The organism is Flavobacterium sharifuzzamanii, assembly GCF_003254585.1.
Taxonomy (GTDB): domain Bacteria; phylum Bacteroidota; class Bacteroidia; order Flavobacteriales; family Flavobacteriaceae; genus Flavobacterium; species Flavobacterium sharifuzzamanii.
Genome location: NZ_QJGZ01000042.1, coordinates 501,373 through 520,663 on the forward strand (window position 1 = coordinate 501,373; position 19,291 = coordinate 520,663).

Sequence of the window (19,291 nt, forward strand, 5' to 3'; positions counted from 1 at the left end):
AATACACAAAAAAGAATCCCAAACTCCATGAAATTGGAATTTGGGATTTTTTATATTGAAAGTTAAACTAATTAGATTTTGTATCTTTTTCTATCAGTTTCACTTAAGTAAATCTTTCTTAAACGTAAAGATTTTGGAGTAACTTCAACATACTCATCTTTTTGGATATACTCTAAAGCTTCCTCTAATGAGAATTTGATAGCCGGAATAATTCTAGCTTTATCATCAGCTCCAGAAGAACGTACGTTAGAAAGTTTTTTCGTTTTAGTAACGTTAACAGTCATATCGTCGCTACGAGTGTTTTCTCCAATTACCTGACCTTCATAGATATCCTCGTTTGGATCAACGAAGAATTTACCACGATCTTGTAATTTATCGATAGAGTAAGGAATAGCTTTTCCGTTTTCCATTGAGATTAATGAACCATTGTTACGTCCAGGAATTTCTCCTTTGTATGGTTCGTACCCGATGAAACGGTGTGCCATAATAGCTTCACCAGCAGTAGCAGTAAGCAATTGATTTCTTAAACCGATAATTCCACGAGATGGAATGTTAAATTTAATAATCATACGCTCTCCTTTACCTTCCATAGAAAGCATTTCTCCTTTACGAATTGTTACGAATTCAACTGCTCTACCTGAAAGGTTTTCTGGCAAGTCAATCGTTAATTCCTCAATTGGCTCACATTTAACACCATCAACTTCTTTGATGATAACTTGCGGCTGACCAATTTGAAGCTCGTACCCTTCTCTTCTCATTGTTTCGATAAGAACAGATAAGTGAAGTACACCACGACCAAAAACCATAAATTTATCAGCAGAATCAGTTTCTCCAACTTTCATCGCTAAGTTTTTCTCAAGCTCTTTTGTCAATCTTTCGCGGATATGACGAGAAGTAACAAATTTACCTTCTTTACCAAAGAAAGGAGAATCGTTAATTGTAAACAACATACTCATTGTTGGCTCATCGATAGCAATAGTTTGTAAAGCTTCTGGGTTTTCAAAATCAGCAATAGTATCACCAATTTCGAAACCTTCAATACCTACAACCGCACAAATATCTCCAGCAACTACTTCTTCTACTTTTCTACGGCCTAAACCTTCAAAAGTGTGTAATTCTTTAATTCTAGATTTGATGATTTTACCATCTCTTTTTACCAAAGAAATTGGCATTCCTTCTTTTAAAGTTCCTCTTTCAAGACGTCCGATAGCGATACGACCTGTAAATGAAGAGAAGTCTAAAGATGTAATCAACATTTGAGGAGTTCCTTCAGAAACTTTAGGAGCTGGAACATTAGCAATAACCATGTCTAATAATGGCTCAATGTTTTCTGTTTGATTTTTCCAATCATCAGACATCCAGTTGTTTTTAGCAGAACCGTAAACAGCTGGGAAATCTAACTGCTCTTCAGTAGCTCCTAATTCAAACATTAGGTCAAAAACTTTTTCGTGAACTTCTTCTGGAGTACAGTTTTCTTTATCTACTTTGTTGATAACCACACAAGGCTTCAATCCTAAATCGATCGCTTTTTGCAAAACGAAACGAGTTTGAGGCATTGGTCCTTCAAAAGCATCAACTAGCAAACATACACCATCGGCCATGTTCAATACACGTTCTACTTCACCTCCAAAATCGGCGTGGCCAGGAGTGTCGATAATATTGATTTTTGTTCCTTTATATTGAACAGATACGTTTTTAGAAGTAATTGTAATACCTCTCTCGCGCTCTAAATCATTATTATCTAAGATTAAATCACCTGTGTTTTCGTTCTCACGAAATAACTGACAGTGATACATAATTTTATCAACCAAAGTTGTTTTACCGTGATCGACGTGGGCAATAATTGCAATGTTTCTAATAGATTCCATCTGTGATTTTTAATGGGCGCAAAGGTACACTTTATTTTTTAAAAAAAAATGTTTCTGCCATAGTTTGCGTATATACAATCAATTAGTTAATACAAATCATAAAAATATCGTTTTCAAAATGACATTAAGATACGTTCTGTTATAGTTAAATTAACTATATTTGAGGTGATGAAAAGTAAAACTCTCCAAATTACTCTTATTTATACCATCATCTCGATAATTATGGCGGTCTTATGTCATAAATTACTCATAAACTACTTTTCTTCTTCAGAATACTTATACCTCTCTTTAATAAAAGACGTAATATTTATTCTAATTACAGTATTGGTTTTCAGTCTTATTCTTTCAAAAAACGAAAGACGAAACATAACCATTTTTGAAAAATTAAACAAAACCAACGAAGAAATAAAAGAATCTAATGAGAAATATGACATTGTAGCGAAAGCGACAAGCGATACGATTTGGGACTGGAAAATTCAAGAGGACAGTATTAATTGGAACAAAGGAATTGAAGGTGTTTTTGGTTATGACCCAAAAGAAGTGGGCAAAACTTCTAAATGGTGGTTTGACAAAATTCACCCTGAAGACAGCATCCGAATGTCAATAAAGCTATATTCTTTTATAGAACAAAAAACAGAAAAATGGCAGGATCAATACCGTTTTAGATGTGCAGACGGATCATACAAATATGTTTTGGATCGAGGTTTTTTATTGAAAGATGAAAATGGTAGAGCCATCAGAATGATTGGAGCTATTCAAGATATTACGAAGCAAAAAGAAGAAGAGCAGCGATTAAAACTTTTAGAAACTGTAATTACGCAATCTAAAGATTCTATTTTAATTACCGAGGCTAATTCTTCCGAAAGAAAAATACCGAAAATAGTTTACGTGAATCCTGCATTTTCTCAAATGTCAGGTTATCAGTCGAATGAAATTATTGGAAAATCGCCAAACATTTTTAAAGGCCCTAACTCGGATTCTGACGAATTAAAGAAACTTTTAAGAGCGATAAAAAACGAGGAAGAATGCCTAATTGAAACTATCACTTACACCAAAAGCAAAGAAGAATACTGGGTACGTTTTTCTATGATTCCTATCTTTAATAATGAAGGTATAATTTCTCACTGGATCTCAATACAGAGGGACATTACAGATGAGAAAAAACTTGAAACAGAAAAAGAGCATCTTATTCGAGAATTAACCCAAAATAATAAAGATTTAAAACAATTTTCTTATATCACATCACACAATCTTAGAGCTCCTCTTTCTAATTTGATTGGACTTTTAAATTTAATAGAAGACATACCTATAGAAAATGAAGAGCTTGAAGAAATATTAGCCGGTTTTACAAAATCAACACATTTGCTAAATGAAACCATCAATGACTTAGTAAAAGTTATTATCATCAAAGATAACCCTTCTATGCAGAAAGAAGAAGTATCTTTAAAAGAAGTTTTTGAAAACGTATTTAGTCAATTATCTTTTCAAATCGAGTTACACAAACCAATAATTAAGCTTAAATTTGATAAAGTGCCTGAACTTATTACAAATAAGGCTTATATTGAAAGCATCTTATTAAATCTGTTAACCAACTCTATAAAATACAAATCAGAAAACAGGAAACTAAAAATATCTATAATAGCAGAACAAATTGAACAAAGAACAATCTTAACCTTTAAAGATAACGGAATCGGAATTGACCTTGAACGAAATCGCGACAAAGTATTTGGCCTTTATCAAAGATTTCATAATTACCCTGACAGCAAAGGCTTAGGATTATATCTTGTAAAATCGCAGGTAGAAACAATGGGAGGCACAATCTCTATTGATAGTGAAGTTAATAAAGGAACTACATTTACGATAACATTTAAAAATTAATTATTATGCTTGAGCAGATTTTATGCATTGATGATGACCCAATAACATTAATGCTATGCAAAAAGGTAATTTCAAAATCTTCATTTTCACATGAAGTTGTTACAGCTCAAAACGGTGAAGAAGCCCTTCATCATTTCAATGTCTTAAAATACACAAAGGACAAAACAAAAAAAAGGCCCGAATTAATTTTTTTAGATTTAAATATGCCAATTATGGGAGGATGGGAATTTCTAGATCATTTCACCTCTTCAGATTACAAAGAGTTTAATACTGTTCCAGTAATCGTATTATCTTCTACTATTGATCCCGAAGATCTTGCCAAAGCAAAAAAATATCCAATTATAATAGATTTCCTTTCCAAACCAATTACACAGCCAATGCTAGAATACCTTAAAAAGAAAATTGATTTATAAAATTTCAAAATCCTAATATTTTAAATTCCAAATAACGAACCCCACAATACACAAAATCAATCAAGGTTTAAATTTTTAAATCTCTCAAATAACAAAATTCCAAATTCCAATCTATTTATAAAATTGGGATTTGGAATTTATTTTTTATTGGAATCTTATTTTAATTTTAAAACAAAAAAAGTCCTCTTTTGGAGGACTTTTATATTTTTAGTAAATTGTTTTAATTACAATTTAGCAACGTGTTTTGTTAATTTAGACTTCAAGTTAGAAGCTTTATTATCATGAATGATGTTCTTTTTAGCTAATTTATCAATCATAGAGATTACAGTTGATAATTTTGCAGTAGCATCAGCTTTATCAGTAGCTAATCTTAACGCTTTAATAGCATTACGAGTAGTTTTATGCTGATATCTGTTAAGAACTCTTCTTTTTTCGTTACTTCTGATTCTTTTTAATGCTGACTTATGATTTGCCATTTTCTTTTAATTTTAGATGTAATAATTATTATAAATACTAGTTAAAAAAGAAAAACCTCCCACAACTGTAAAACAATCACTTTGGTTTTAACTAATAAAACAAAAACCGAGACACCAATCTTTGTTTTACAAAACTTATTTACAACTAATTTTGTAGTCCGTAGGGGAATCGAACCCCTGTTACCAGGATGAAAACCTGGCGTCCTAACCCCTAGACGAACGGACCAATATTCTCCTAAGTTGGAAACTTTTCAATATGTAATATAACTTGTAGTCCGTGGGGGAATCGAACCCCCCTTACCAGGATGAAAACCTGGCGTCCTAACCGATAGACGAACGGACCGCGCTTCTGTATTGCGGATGCAAAGATACATCTATTTTTTATTTGCGCAACACCTAATGCAAAAAAATATATATTTTTTTAATATGCCTTAGCAAAAAGCACTCTTTTAGACGATGGTTTCCCAGTAAACACACAGGTTCCCGCCTCTTCAACAGCATCCAAAGGAATGCAACGAATTGTCGCTTTTGTCAATTCTTTTATCTTTTCTTCTGTCTCAGCAGTTCCATCCCAATGAGCAGATAAAAAGCCTCCCTTTCCTTCTAAAACTTCTTTAAATTCCTCAAAACTATTTACTTCCGTAATATGAGTATTACGATAATCTAATGCTTTAGTAAATAAGTCCGTTTGAATCTGTTCTAAAAGATCATTTACATGTTCAACGATTTTTTCGCTAGCAACAACCTCTTTTGTCAAATTATCGCGTCTTGCCACCTCAAAAGTTCCGTTTTCCAAATCTTTCGGACCAACCGCAATTCGAACAGGAACTCCTTTTAATTCCCATTCTGCAAATTTAAATCCTGGTTTTTGAGTTGTTCTGTCATCAAATTTAACCGTGATTTTTAATTTTCTCAATTTAGCCGTAAGATCTTTTACTGCTTCTGTAATTTGAGCCAACTGTTCATCTGTCTTATATATAGGCACGATAACCACTTGAATTGGAGCCAAATTTGGAGGCAATACCAATCCCTGATCATCAGAATGCGTCATAATTAGCGCTCCCATCAAACGTGTAGATACTCCCCAAGAAGTTCCCCAAACGTGTTCTTGTTTTCCTTCAGCATTAGCAAACTTAACATCAAATGCTTTTGCAAAGTTCTGACCCAAAAAGTGAGATGTACCAGCCTGCAACGCTTTTCCGTCTTGCATTAACGCTTCAATACAATACGTCTCATCAGCACCAGCAAAACGTTCTGTTTCGGTTTTAAAACCTTTAACAACTGGAATTGCCATAAAGTTCTCAGCAAAATCAGCATAAACATTCATCATTTTTTCAGACTCCTCAATAGCTTCTGCTTTTGTAGCATGAGCAGTATGCCCTTCTTGCCACAAAAACTCAGCAGTTCTTAAGAACAAACGCGTACGCATTTCCCATCGAACCACATTAGCCCATTGATTGATCAATAAAGGCAAATCTCTATATGACTGTACCCATCCTTTATATGTAGACCAAATAATAGCTTCACTTGTTGGACGAACAATAAGCTCCTCCTCTAATCTTGCATTCGGATCAACCATTAATTTACCAGGTCTTTCCTCATCATTTTTTAATCTATAATGCGTTACAACCGCACATTCTTTTGCAAATCCCTCAGCATTCTTCTCCTCAGCCTCAAACATGCTTTTCGGCACAAACAAAGGGAAATACGCATTTTGATGTCCAGTTTCTTTGAACATACGATCTAACTCAGCTTGCATTTTTTCCCAAATAGCATATCCGTATGGTTTAATTACCATACATCCTCTAACTCCTGAATTTTCAGCTAGATCTGCCTTTACAACCAGTTCGTTATACCATTTCGAATAATCTTCTGATCTTGTAGTAAGGTTCTTACTCATATTATATTTTTTGGCACAAATTTTGTTTTAAACAATTTTAACTAAATAGTTTGACAAAACTAACTAATTTTGTAATGTGCAACAATAAAAAACACCACAGATATGAAAACTTACCTTTCACTCCGCCAAAACTCTAATCATTTTTACTTAATTGGATTATTGAGTTTATTGCTAGCATCGTGTGGTTCTTACCAAAATTCCTCTTATTATGATAATGATGGAGTTTATGGTGGTTCATCTGTTAAATATGTAGCAAATGGAACAAACAACCAATACAAGGAATATTTCAGATCACTACAAGATGACAATCAGCCAACTGAAATTTTTACTGACGTTGACAATTATACTAATTATTCTGACAGTACTCAAACTGCATCTGTAGCTTATCCGGCATGGGGAAGCAGCAGTTCTGACGTTTCTGTAAACTTCTACACTACCCCAACATGGTCATTCGGATTTGGATGGGGCTATCCTTATTATGGCTACGGCTATTATGGATGGGGATACCCTTATTATGGATGGGGATATCCAGGATGGGGATACCCTGGCTGGGGTTATCCAGGATGGGGATATCCATATTACGGTTATGGATATAACTACTCTTACAACTATGGAAGAAGAGGTTCTGCAGCTTATTATGGAGACAGAAACTATGCTTACAATAGAAATTATAGCACAAATAGAACATACACAACCAACAGAAATTACACAACTAATAGAGGATACACAACCAACAGGGGAGATTACACAACAAACAGAAATTATACCACAAACAGATCTAACAGCTATACTGACTTTAGAAGAACTTCTACTTTAAACAGAGGAACAACCAGTCCTACATTTACTAATAGAGGAAATTACAACAACGGCTCTAATTACAACTATAGCAACAGAAGATCTTACGACAACAGCGGAAATACCACAACAAACAGAAGCTACACACCTAACTACAACAGTGGCTCTTCTAGAAGCTATACACCAAGCAACAGTAGCTCATCAAGAAGCTACTCTCCTAGCATGGGAGGCGGTGGCAGCTCTAGATCATACAGCGGCGGTGGCGGCGGTGGCGGAATGAGATCTGGTGGCGGTGGCGGAGGAAGAAGATAACCTTTCCTCGGCACACTTAAATTCGAACTAAAACTTATCAAAATGAAAAAAATACTTTTCCTATTTATAACAGGACTAACTATCAGCGCGTCATATTCTCAAGAAGTCTCAGATGCATTGCGTTATTCTCAAGAAAATCTTACTGGTACTGCACGTTTTAGAGCCATGAGCGGTGCCTTTGGAGCTGTCGGAGGAGACATCTCCGCTTTGAGTATAAACCCAGCTGGATCTGCAATTTTCAATAGCAATCAAGTTGGAGTATCCTTTAGCAATCAAAATATTAAAAACAATTCTAACTACAAGGGAACTCAAACATCAGACAAAGAAAACTCCTTTATTTTAAATCAAGCAGGAGGTGTTTTTGTATTTAAAAATCATAACCCTAATGTTGGATGGAATAAAATCTCAATTGGCGCAACTTACGAGAACACGAACAATTTCAATAATGAAGTTTTTTCAGCAGGAACAAACCTAAACCATTCAGTTGACGCATATTTCTTAGATTATGGAAACTATAGCAATGGAGGCGTACCTGTTCCCCATGAACTTGTCAACACGCAAGGTAACGAAACTGTTTCTGACTTATATCATTATCTAGGATCCAATTTTCCAAATGGACAGTACCCTAACTTAAGTGGTTTTTCAGCTCAACAAGCTTTATTAGGATATCAGGGATACATTATGAATATTGATGATGTAAATAATCCTAATAGTCCATATTCAACAAATGTTCCAAAAGGCCAAAACACAAACTATTACCAAACTAACGACATTTACTCAAGAGGTTATAATAGTAAAGTAAGTTTCAATATCGCCACATCTTACAAAGACCGACTATATTTAGGAGCTAATTTAAATGTTCACGTCACAGACTATAGAAGATCAACAAGTTTTTACGAAACGAATAATGGTCTGCTCACTTCAAACGAAACAATATCTAGCATAAGATTCAATAATGATTTATACACTTATGGCAACGGATTTTCTTTCCAGCTTGGAGCAATAGGAAAAGTAACTGATAATTTTAGACTTGGCGTAGCATACGAATCTAACACTTGGTATGAATTGTACGACGAGCTTTCACAAAGTTTATACACAACGAGACAAGCCGCAGGCGGACCAATTGTCAATGCTAATGTAGCTCCTAATGTTGTAAACGTATACGAATCTTATACTTTACAAACACCTGACAGATGGACTTTTAGTGCCGCTTACATATTTGGCAAATCTGGATTATTAAGCATTGATTACGGCATAAGAAATTACGGAAACGCTAAATTCAAACCAAGCAATGCAGGCTTTGGCGGCATTAACAATGAGATAGACAATAGTCTAGCGAGTACTGGAGAGCTTCGTATTGGTGCCGAATACAAAATCAAGCAATTAAGTTTAAGAGGCGGATACCGTTACGAAGGAAGTCCTTATAAAAACGGAATTACAGTTGGAGAATTAAACAGCTATTCTGCTGGTTTGGGTTATAATTTCGGATCTACAAAATTAGACCTAGCTTACTCTTATTTAGAAAGAGATTCAAATCAAGGTTTCTTTACAAGAGGATTCACTGACGGAGCTAACATTACTTCGAAATTAAACAATGTTACTATGACTTTATTATTTGAATTGTAATTAGAAATCAAAATAGATGATTGAAATTTCCGTCAGGTTTTTATCTGGCGGATTTTTTTTACTCTTGAAAAAAACTACTTATTTTAAATTCAACTCAAAAAACACAAGCAACCAAACTGGTTAACTTCATAAAAAACAGCTAAAACAAACTGCAAACTAGTGTGGTTTGAATAAAAAAAGTGTAATTTTGCACTCCAATTTATAAAAGTATGAGAACCAAGTCTTTAAAAAAGAACAAAATTAACGTAATCACTCTTGGGTGTTCAAAAAATGTTTATGATAGTGAAGTCCTAATGGGACAGCTTCGCGCGAATGGAAAAGAAGTTGAACATGAAGCTCCTGCAGAAAAAGAAGGAAATATTATTGTAATTAATACTTGCGGATTTATTGATAATGCAAAAGCAGAATCAGTAAATATGATTTTGGAATATGCAGATAAAAAAGATAAAGGACTTGTTGACAAAGTTTTTGTAACAGGATGTTTGTCTGAACGTTACAGACCTGATTTAGAAAAAGAAATTCCGAACGTTGACCAATATTTTGGAACAACAGAATTACCTCAGCTATTAAAAGCTCTTGGAGCCGATTATAAACACGAATTACTTGGAGAGCGTTTAACTACAACTCCAAAAAATTACGCTTATTTAAAAATCGCAGAAGGATGTGACAGACCTTGCAGTTTTTGTGCAATTCCTCTAATGAGAGGTTCTCACGTTTCTCAACCAATTGAAAAATTGGTTAAAGAAGCAGAAGGTTTGGCTAAAAATGGGGTTAAAGAATTAATCTTAATTGCTCAAGACTTAACTTATTACGGTCTTGATCTTTATAAAAAAAGAAATCTAGCAGAACTTCTAGAAGCTTTAGTAAAAGTAGAAGGAATTGAATGGATTCGTTTACATTATGCTTTCCCTACAGGTTTCCCCATGGATGTTTTGGAAGTAATGAAACGTGAACCTAAAATCTGTAACTATATTGATATTCCGCTGCAACACATTTCAGATTCAATTTTGAAATCAATGCGTCGCGGTACAACTCAGGCTAAAACCACTCAGTTATTGAAAGACTTCCGTGCTGCAGTTCCTGGAATGGCAATTAGAACTACACTAATTGTTGGATATCCTGGTGAAACTCAAGAAGATTTTGAAATTTTAAAAGATTTTGTTCAGGAAATGAAATTTGACAGAATGGGATGTTTCGCTTATTCTCATGAAGAAAACACTCATGCTTATTTATTAGAAGATGATGTTCCAGATGATGTAAAGCAAGCTAGAGCAAATGAAATAATGGAACTTCAATCTCAAATTTCTTGGGATTTGAATCAAGAAAAAGTCGGTAAGGTATTTAAATGTATCATTGACAGAAAAGAAGGTGCTCATTTTGTAGGGCGTACAGAATTTGATAGTCCAGATGTTGATAATGAAGTTCTAATTGATGCTTCTAAACATTATGTAAAAACAGGAGAATTTGTTAATATCAAGATAATTGAAGCAACAGAATTTGATTTATACGGGGAACCTGCTTAAATTTACGCTGAACAATTGTTAATCACAGATAAAAATACTTTTATGAAACCTTTTCAAACTTTATTTATTTTAGTTTTTGGCTTATTTACTTTTACTGTTTCTGCTCAATATGGAGGAGGATACAATAATGGCTATGGTGGTGGTTATGGTAATGGTTACGGAAGAGGAGGCGGAATGGGTATGGACAGAAGCATGATGGCTGGACAACAGCAGGGTTCTCAAAGCAAACCTAAAGAAACTCCACCTGAAGAGACTGCAGCATATATTGTTGAGCAAATGAAACCGCAAGTAAACTTAGATGAATTACAAGCAATTGCAATCACAAATGTTTTAGCGGATAGCGTGAGAGAACAAGGTATTTTATTAAAAAACGAAAGCAGCAACCAAGAGCAAAAAATTGAACAGATAAAAGCTTTACGTGAAAGCACTGATAAAAAAATCACTTCTTTTTTAAATCCAGATCAAATTGAGAAGTACAAAACTTTCATGGACACTTTAAAAGACATCAAAAAAACAAAATCTAAAAAGAAAAAAGATAAAGATTCTAAAGACTCAAAAGAAGTAAAAGAGACTCCAGCGGATACGAAAATTTCAGAATAATCGTTATTAACCTTTAAAACAACGAATTATGACAAAAAAACTTTTTTGTTATCTTATTTTAGCTGTTATTATCAGTGCTTGTTCTACAAATCCGTACAAGAATACTGAAAAAGCTTATGATCAGCAGCTAAAAAATTTGGAGAACCAAATTACAAGTAAAGAAGCCAAACCAATTCCAGCAGTTTCACCTGTTGTTATTGACACTTCGTATGCACAACAGCTGAGAATTGTAAAAGACACTTTATCTAAAACAAATTCAACTTATTTACAAAACGGAATTAACACCGAATGGATTGGTACTGTAAATTTCAATTTACGAAAACCAAGCTTCGTTATTATTCATCACACCGCTCAAGATTCTCTTCAGCAGACGATTAATACCTTTACAAAAACCAAGACTCAGGTAAGCGCACACTATATCATTTCTGAAAACGGAAAAGTAGTGCAAATGCTGAATGATTATTTAAGAGCTTGGCATGCTGGAAATTCTACTTGGGGAAAAACAACAGATTTAAACTCTTGCTCTATTGGCATTGAGTTAGACAATAATGGTTTTAAGCCTTTTACTGAAGCTCAGATTAGTAGTTTGGTGGCTTTATTGACCAAATTGAAAAAGGACTACAACATTCCGACACAAAACTTTTTAGGTCACGCAGATATTGCTCCTGGAAGAAAACAAGATCCAAGCGCTTTATTTCCATGGAAGACTCTAGCAGAAAAAGGATTCGGAATCTGGCCTGATGAAGTTTTAGAACCTGCCCCGTTTGATTTTAAAATTGAACCTGCATTGAGAATTATCGGTTATAACACTAAAAATTTGACCGCGGCAATTCAAGCATTTAAACTGCATTATATTCAAACTGACGCAACTTCAGTCTTAGACAGAAAAACAATTGATGCTATATATTCGATTTATAAAAAACAGGTTCAATAAAACCTCAACAATTAAATAAAAAAAGCGTTTCTGTATTTTTTACGGAAGCGCTTTTTTTTATGGTTTATTATGAAAGATTTCTTGTTTTCGAACCTACAAATCAAACGTTCCTACGGAACGTATAACCACGCGGCAATCAATTCAATTCTACCAACAAAACATTCCTACGGAATGATTATCGACTATTTAACTTCGAACCTGAAACCTGAAACCTGAAACTTGAAACTTGAAACAAATAAAAAAGCTGCCAAAACAATAATATGTTTCGACAGCTCCAAAAAAAAAAAAAAAATATCAATCTTTATCTCTAGAAAGAGTATGTTGTTGCAATTAAGGCATAGAAACTTCCGCCTGTTGGTAATGCATCTTTATCTAAGAATATATCTTCAGACGCTGCATCGTATCTTAGCTCAGGAATTATAGTCAATTTTCCAACTTTGTAGTTTAAAGAAACTGTATTAGCAAATACATTTGATCCTGACAAAGTTCCTAAACTTGGAGCTGCATTTTTAGCGTCAAAATATTCCATTCTATAAGCTAAAAGCAATGCTGGCTTGAAAGTGTAAGTAGCATATCCTACTAAAGAAAACCAATCTCCATCTAAATTACTGTCAAAATCATTTGTTGTTTTAGCATAAGTTGCATTTAAACCAAGTGAAAAACTATCTGAAATTGCTTTAGAAGCTGTTAAATCAAACTGCGTTTTGTTTTCATCTGAAACCGGAATTGTACTTCCTGGTATAGGGTTAGTACTTCCTGTCGTAAAATTCAAATAAGCACTTCCTGTATCACCTATATATCCTACTTGACCAATGAACGTTTTTTGATATGAACCTGCATCCATAGCCGATTTAAAGTCTGTTGGGTTGGTTAATCCTAACATGGCTGTAAATTTACCCGAAGTATATTGCGCTTTAACCCCTGTATTGAAAAACGGCCCATAAGAAAACGCATAAGACATACTGTAGTTTTTGTTATCTACGGCATCTAACACCTCATAACCAATATGGGTTCCGAAACTACCCGCTACTACTTTAAATTCATCAGTCAAATTGTATGTAAAGAATAATTGTTTAATCATAAATTTTGCACTTGCATCTTTATCTGGTGTTTCGTTATATGAAAATTCTGCTGCTCTCTTTCCGAAACCTAAGTCTACAAAAACTGAAGCTTTTCCAAAAGTATGACTCGCTTCAATCGACGCCATTCCTAATTCGAATGAATTCTGTGAGTTGGTGAAGCTCGTTAATCCATTCATTTGTTTTGAAAAATCATATTTATAGTACGCATCTGCAGAACCTCCCCATGTGGTTGCTGGGGGAGCTGCTGCTTCATCTTCTTGGGCAAAGGCAAAAGAACTTGTTAACATCGCGGCTAAAATGTGAAATGCTTTTTTCATGTTTTAATTTGGTTTTTAGTTATTAATTGATTCTGGTTAGTTAATCTTTTATATATCTATTTAATAGCATAAGTCATTTCTAAAACCTTTCATGCGCCCTTCAAATCATCATCATTTTCATTAGCGAATTTATTAACTTTTGTATGAGTAGAATAATTCAAAACTGCTTTTTTGACGTTTTAGACGAAGAATTATGGATTACAAAAATTAAGTCACCAATAATCGTGATTTGACATTTATAGATAATTCTTTTTGAAAATTCAATAATACATTTTGTATCAATTTTTAAAATTTTACACAGGTAAAAGTAAAAAATACTACAAAAACAAAACACAAAACATCTTAAAACATGTTTTCAAAAACAATACCCCCATAAAAAACAGGGGTACATTATAAAATATCAAAAAAGCATTCAAAATTAAATCCATAAAAAACGCAAGCCAAAAATCATTCCACATCAAAACAAATTCTTACAAAACAACACCTTACAAAACACTTCTCTCTTAAGATCAGAAAGTCATTGTGACCATATATAAAAAATAAAAAAAAGCCCGTTCATTTAAATGAACGGGCTTTTATATAAACGACTCGAATAATCTATTCTTCTTTATTGTATTTTCTTAAATACTCACGGACTTTAATTCCAGAATCTTTTAAATCCTCATCTCTCCATTTTCCATCCGATTTAGCCGATTTTTTCAAAATAGAACAAGTTTCATCTTTATCAGATACTGACCAAGTTATCCAACTTAATTTTCGAGCTTCCATCCAATCTATATATTCCTGCCAAGCTTTATAATTTAAAGATCCGTCTCCGGAAGCTTCCATTCCAGCAGATTCTGAAATAAAAACAGGCAAACCTCTCTTGATAGCCAAATCTGTTCTATCTCTCAATTCTTTACCATGAGTTGCCGCATAAAAATGCATGGTATACATTATATTAGTATAACCTCTTATCGGGTCTTCGGCAGGAAGATCGATATCTTGATCCCAATGCGGACAACCTACTAGAATAATATTATTAGGATCGTTTTCACGAATAACTCTAATAACTTCTTCTGCATAATTTTTCACTTCCCACCAAGTTTCATAATCTGGCTCATTAAATACTTCATATATAATATTAGGATACTTGGCATACTTTTTTGACATCTCCCCAAAAAACTGTTTGGCTTCTTTCAAATTTATATTATGGCTATGCCAATCTATAACGACATAGATATCAGATTTTATAGCGCCATTTACAACTGCTTCCATTTTCTCTTTAGAAAATTCTGGATCCTTTATATAGGAGTAATCACCAAGTTCGATTCCCATTGCAGCACGAACGACATTACAATTAAAATCCTTTTTTAACCAGCTTACTGCTTTTTCATTATAAAATCTCGGCCACATGCTATGCCAACCAAAACTTAATCCGCGAAGCACAACCGGATTATTATCTTTATCTACGAGTTGAGTTCCAAGAATACTTAATTGACCATGTTTTTTAACAAATTGCGCTTTTGAAACATTTACAATCAGTAAAAGCAAAATAGCAGCATAACAGAACTTTGATTTCATAACATATTAGTTTTAAGGAATTAGTTTTAGGGTAACAACATCATGTGAAGCAATTTCTGCACTAAAAGTTTTCTTGGTATTTCCCGCTTCTTTATTTTTCCAAAGGTCTTTTATTTTGAAGATTGTTTTGCTAAAATCAGCTTCATAACCAAAATCTACGTCTTTTAAATTATTTTTACTCCAATCGAAATTGATCTTTTTTGAAGAGTCTGTTCTGTTTACAAAGCTAACTGCCCAAGCTCCATCCGAAAGTGGTTTTACCCACACTTCTACTCCATCTAAAACCACATATTTAAAACCTTGAACTCCTAATTTATCTTGATTTACAGAAAGCAATTCCTTATTCGTTAAAATAGCCAAAGTCTCTTTTGACATTTTTCGATAGTCATTTCCAGTAAATAACGGCGATGAAAGCATACACCACATTGCAAAATGAGTTTTATCTTCGGTATTATTCATTTCATTTCCAACTTCCATCATATCAAAATCATTCCAATGATCTGGGCCTGAATATTTACGAATATCTTTTCTCATATCGGCAATTTTCATGAATCCCCAAGATGACCAATTTTCTGGGTGTTTGAATTCGCAATCAAAACATGGATAAATATCTCCCGAAATTCTCCAAAGATTTCCAATAGGTTTCCCCCATTCCCACGGCTGATTGTCTCCCCATTCGCAAAGACTGAAAACAATTGGTCTACCAGCTATTTTTAGTGCATTGCTCATTGTTGTGTAGGCTTCTTTTGCAGTAATTCCTTCGGTATTACACCAATCATATTTTAAAAAATCTATTCCGATTTTCGCATAAAATCTAGCATCTTGATATTCATAACCTCTTGTTCCTGGATAACCTGCGCAGGTTTTGGTTCCTGCACAATTGTACAAACCAAATTTCAGACCTTTATTATGCACATAATCGATAAGAGCTTTCATTCCGCTTGGAAATTTTTCTGGATCAGGTACTAGATCACCATTTGCATCGCGCTCATGCGTCATCCAACCATCATCTAAGACAATATAATTGTATCCCGCGGCTGCCAAACCAGAAGAAACCATAATATCTGCCGTTTCCTTTACTAATTTTTCATCAATATTGGTTGCAAAAGTATTCCACGAATTCCAGCCCATTGGCGGAGTCATTGCCAGCCCTTCGTATTTCCCACCCGTTTGTGTATGCGTATTTCCCTGACCGAAACTGAAAACTGAAAAGTACAGAGAGAACAATAAAATTATTTTTTTCATCATATTAAATTTAAATGTATCACAAAAAAATATTCCCTAATTGAGTAGATTAGGGAATATTTAAACAAAACTAAAACCAATAAAATGATCTTTATTTTAAAACAAATCCCATATCATCCATAAGAATTGTATTTCCTCCAAAATTTCCAGATTCTTGAAGAGTCAGCTGATCAAATGTTGTTGGATTTCCGATGTCAGAAAATGGAATTTCGATAGTCGTCCATTTGTTAGTTAACGGCTTTTTAATTTGATAAGCCCATCCACCAAAAACAAATATCACACTAGCATCTGTATTAGTAGAAACACTTTTTACTTTTACTCTAAAAGCTTTATATTTAGAAACATCTCTTGAGTTAAACTTCATATCAGCTCCATTCCATCCGCCAAAAACAAATTTAATCGCTGCTTGGCCTTGCACTACATCATCTTTAAAATTAGTATCAAAAGTATCGCTTCCGCTCCACATCCAATGTCCTGCATCACCTTGAAGAACATCATCATATAAAGCTGACCCAACTGCTTCTTCAGATGTCGTAGTTCCTGAGATATTAGTAACACTTACATATTTATCTGCCGAACTTGCAGGCATTTTAAATTTAATCTCTGTTAATGACGAAGAAACTATTTCTGCTTGTGCAGTTCCAACCTTAACTATAGGATCAAGGAAATAATCTCCATAAATGGTAACCACATCACCAGCTGCAGCATTTATCGGATTATAACTTCCAAATTTTGGCGTTGGAGGCGCTATAACAAAATCGTACAAAACCGTTCCTTGTTTTGTAACCAATTTCAATTTATTGCTTGCATCTGCATAAGGTGTTTTTTCATCAATTAAAACAAAAATTGCAGTATCGGTAACCAGCGTAGGATTAAAATAGGTATCAAAATCATTAAAGTAAATTTTTGTAACACTAGAAAGCCCTTGCCCTTGAATAATATAATAATTCTTAGGATCTCCAATTGTAACAGGAACCAAATCGCCTTCAACAGATTTTGCTATACTTGTAATGACTGGCGCTCCAGAACTTCCTGAAGAATCATCATTATCACATGATGAAAACACGCTCAGTACCATAAATGACATTGCAATGAAAGGCAAAAGGTATTTTATTTTTATATTTTTCATATTAGTCTAATTTTTGGAATTATTTAAAAGTATACGGAACTGGAGCCTGCAATAATTTAGGGTTTTTAGCCACTTCGTTATCTGGATAATCCATATAGAAATCATTTGTTGCGTGATCTTCACTATAAACTGGTGTATAGTGACGTTCTCCGTATCTGTCTCCTCTATTTTGCGCCGACATAATAGCGATTGCTTTCGCTTTGTCTATACGTCCTAGATCAAACCAATAATCTCCTTCAAAACATAATTCTTTTCTTCTTTCTAAAAATATATCATCAAAAGTAATTGAAGTTAAAGCTGCTAAACCAGCTCTCTTTCTTACCGCATTGATCGAACTTAAAGCTGATGCATCTGATGTGCTTGCTCCTCCTGCTAGAACTGCTTCAGCATGAATTAACAACAATTCGGCATAACGCATTACATAAGTATTGTTATCCATCATTGCCCATCCATCTGCCTGGCCTGTAACATTTCCGTTAACCACACCAATGCAATATTTTTTAATTGCTCCTCCAGACGCTTGAGCAAGATCTTTACCTGACGGAACTGTAAATCCTATTCCTTGTGTCGTTTTAATATTTGGATAAGTATCACCACCAATCATTACTGTTTCATGTTTTCTTAAATCCCCAGCACCATATAAAGAAAGCATAACTTCTTGGCTTGGGCCAAAAACTCCAGCATAAGATGCATTAGAAGTTGACAATGTACCGTCTTGGAATCCGAATTGTGTGTTACAGTTATTTGCAGATCCGTAAGCTCCATCTCCCTTCCATTGAATCGCAAAAATTGACTCTTCGTTGTTATTGTTGGCATAAGTAAACAAATCACCAAAACTTTTCCCAGGAAGCTGATCTCCACCTAAAAGTTTAAACTCACCGCTATTGATCACCTCTTCTGCCATTGCTCTTGCTTTTGCATAGTCTTTTTGATACAAATACGCTTTTGCAAGCATCGCTTTTGCAGAACCTTTAGAAACATGTCCATTATTTGCATAATTTGTTCCTCTGTTTTTTGCCACCAATAGATCAATTGCCTTTAAATAATCAGATGTGATTAATTTATAAATATCTTCAACTGGATTTGTATTTACATAAGGATTACTTGTATAATCTAACGGGTTTTCAATAATTGGCACTGGCCCCCAAAGTCTCACCAAATCAAAATAAGCAGTAGCTCTCATAAAATAAGCTTCTCCAATAGTATTATTCAAGACATCTTTAGAAACGCCCGACCCTACTCTTGCAGCAAGAAAGTTAATGATCATATTAGACTGCTGTACATTTGCCCATAAAGATGACCATCCGTTTACTAACTCTGGATCACTTCCGTTTAAAGAGAAAGTTCTTAATCCGCTTACGTCAGGAGAACCAGAATACATGTTTCCAGAACCTACTTCTAGCGCCCACCAAAATTTATTATACATTTGAAACCAAGTTCTGCTGTACATACCATTTGTCGCCGATGATACTTGATCGTCTGTGCTGTAATACGAATCCAAACTTATTCCATCTTCAGAAGGTCTGTCGGTAAAATCATCCTGACAAGATCCGAAAGTCAAAAATGCCACTGCTACAAAAAGCAGGCTATATCTATTTAAAAAAGATTTCTTTTTCATTTTTCTTTAATT

General features: G+C 34.2%; 15 protein-coding genes and 2 tRNA genes. 7 read left to right on the forward strand and 10 right to left on the reverse strand.

Annotated elements, in window-relative coordinates; all coding sequences use genetic code 11:
• Positions 1 to 71 precede the first annotated feature (71 nt).
• The gene (typA, locus tag DMA14_RS21900; RefSeq protein ID WP_111378311.1) at positions 72 to 1,868 is read right to left on the reverse strand and encodes a translational GTPase TypA; all 1,797 of its coding nucleotides are present in this window, start codon (positions 1,866 to 1,868) and stop codon (positions 72 to 74) included.
• A gap of 168 nt (positions 1,869 to 2,036) precedes the next feature.
• On the opposite strand from typA, the gene DMA14_RS21905 reads away from it, so the two are divergent.
• Together DMA14_RS21905 and DMA14_RS21910 are read left to right on the forward strand one after the other, a co-directional pair.
• Complete coding sequence (locus DMA14_RS21905) at positions 2,037 to 3,746, forward strand: PAS domain-containing sensor histidine kinase (protein ID WP_111426606.1); 1,710 nt, start codon at positions 2,037 to 2,039, stop codon at positions 3,744 to 3,746.
• A 5-nt stretch (positions 3,747 to 3,751) separates the two neighbouring features.
• Positions 3,752 to 4,159 (forward strand): response regulator, encoded by a 408-nt coding sequence (locus DMA14_RS21910; RefSeq protein WP_111378313.1) that lies wholly within the window; start codon positions 3,752 to 3,754, stop codon positions 4,157 to 4,159.
• A gap of 224 nt (positions 4,160 to 4,383) precedes the next feature.
• Here DMA14_RS21910 and rpsT read toward each other — a convergent pair whose 3' ends face one another.
• From rpsT to proS, 4 genes are all read right to left on the reverse strand, one after another.
• Positions 4,384 to 4,635, reverse strand: a complete 252-nt coding sequence (rpsT, locus tag DMA14_RS21915; protein WP_073417115.1) for a 30S ribosomal protein S20 — start codon at positions 4,633 to 4,635, stop codon at positions 4,384 to 4,386.
• A gap of 154 nt (positions 4,636 to 4,789) precedes the next feature.
• Positions 4,790 to 4,861 (reverse strand) — tRNA-Glu (locus DMA14_RS21920).
• A 45-nt stretch (positions 4,862 to 4,906) separates the two neighbouring features.
• Positions 4,907 to 4,978 (reverse strand) — tRNA-Glu (locus DMA14_RS21925).
• A gap of 78 nt (positions 4,979 to 5,056) precedes the next feature.
• On the reverse strand, positions 5,057 to 6,535 hold the full coding sequence (gene proS / locus DMA14_RS21930) for a proline--tRNA ligase (RefSeq protein WP_111426607.1): 1,479 nt from the start codon (positions 6,533 to 6,535) through the stop codon (positions 5,057 to 5,059).
• A 102-nt stretch (positions 6,536 to 6,637) separates the two neighbouring features.
• Between proS and DMA14_RS22810 the strand changes: the two genes are divergently transcribed.
• From DMA14_RS22810 to DMA14_RS21955, 5 genes are all read left to right on the forward strand, one after another.
• The gene (locus tag DMA14_RS22810; protein ID WP_157957754.1) at positions 6,638 to 7,642 is read left to right on the forward strand and encodes a hypothetical protein; all 1,005 of its coding nucleotides are present in this window, start codon (positions 6,638 to 6,640) and stop codon (positions 7,640 to 7,642) included.
• Positions 7,643 to 7,684: 42 nt separating this feature from the next.
• Complete coding sequence (locus tag DMA14_RS21940) at positions 7,685 to 9,268, forward strand: OmpP1/FadL family transporter (protein ID WP_111426609.1); 1,584 nt, start codon at positions 7,685 to 7,687, stop codon at positions 9,266 to 9,268.
• 209 nt (positions 9,269 to 9,477) lie between these two features.
• Positions 9,478 to 10,791, forward strand: a complete 1,314-nt coding sequence (gene rimO, locus DMA14_RS21945; protein ID WP_111426610.1) for a 30S ribosomal protein S12 methylthiotransferase RimO — start codon at positions 9,478 to 9,480, stop codon at positions 10,789 to 10,791.
• 42 nt (positions 10,792 to 10,833) lie between these two features.
• A complete protein-coding gene (locus tag DMA14_RS21950; protein WP_111426766.1) occupies positions 10,834 to 11,391 on the forward strand; it encodes a hypothetical protein in 558 nt (185 codons plus the stop codon).
• A 28-nt stretch (positions 11,392 to 11,419) separates the two neighbouring features.
• Entirely contained in the window at positions 11,420 to 12,325 is a 906-nt protein-coding gene (locus DMA14_RS21955) for an N-acetylmuramoyl-L-alanine amidase (protein ID WP_111426611.1), read from the forward strand.
• Between the two features lie 307 nt (positions 12,326 to 12,632).
• On the opposite strand, the gene DMA14_RS21960 is transcribed toward DMA14_RS21955, so the two are convergent.
• The 5 genes from DMA14_RS21960 to DMA14_RS21980 all read right to left on the reverse strand — a co-directional run bounded on the left by DMA14_RS21960 (position 12,633) and on the right by DMA14_RS21980 (position 19,279).
• Positions 12,633 to 13,724 (reverse strand): outer membrane beta-barrel protein, encoded by a 1,092-nt coding sequence (locus DMA14_RS21960; RefSeq protein WP_111426612.1) that lies wholly within the window; start codon positions 13,722 to 13,724, stop codon positions 12,633 to 12,635.
• A 597-nt stretch (positions 13,725 to 14,321) separates the two neighbouring features.
• Complete coding sequence (locus DMA14_RS21965) at positions 14,322 to 15,287, reverse strand: glycoside hydrolase family 5 protein (protein WP_111426613.1); 966 nt, start codon at positions 15,285 to 15,287, stop codon at positions 14,322 to 14,324.
• Between the two features lie 12 nt (positions 15,288 to 15,299).
• Positions 15,300 to 16,532 (reverse strand): glycoside hydrolase family 27 protein, encoded by a 1,233-nt coding sequence (locus tag DMA14_RS21970; RefSeq protein WP_111426767.1) that lies wholly within the window; start codon positions 16,530 to 16,532, stop codon positions 15,300 to 15,302.
• Between the two features lie 91 nt (positions 16,533 to 16,623).
• Positions 16,624 to 17,661 carry an IPT/TIG domain-containing protein gene (locus DMA14_RS21975; RefSeq protein ID WP_111426614.1) on the reverse strand — a complete coding sequence of 346 codons (1,038 nt, stop codon included), beginning with the start codon at positions 17,659 to 17,661 and terminating at the stop codon, positions 16,624 to 16,626.
• 19 nt (positions 17,662 to 17,680) lie between these two features.
• Positions 17,681 to 19,279, reverse strand: a complete 1,599-nt coding sequence (locus DMA14_RS21980; protein ID WP_111426615.1) for a RagB/SusD family nutrient uptake outer membrane protein — start codon at positions 19,277 to 19,279, stop codon at positions 17,681 to 17,683.
• Positions 19,280 to 19,291: the final 12 nt, after the last annotated feature.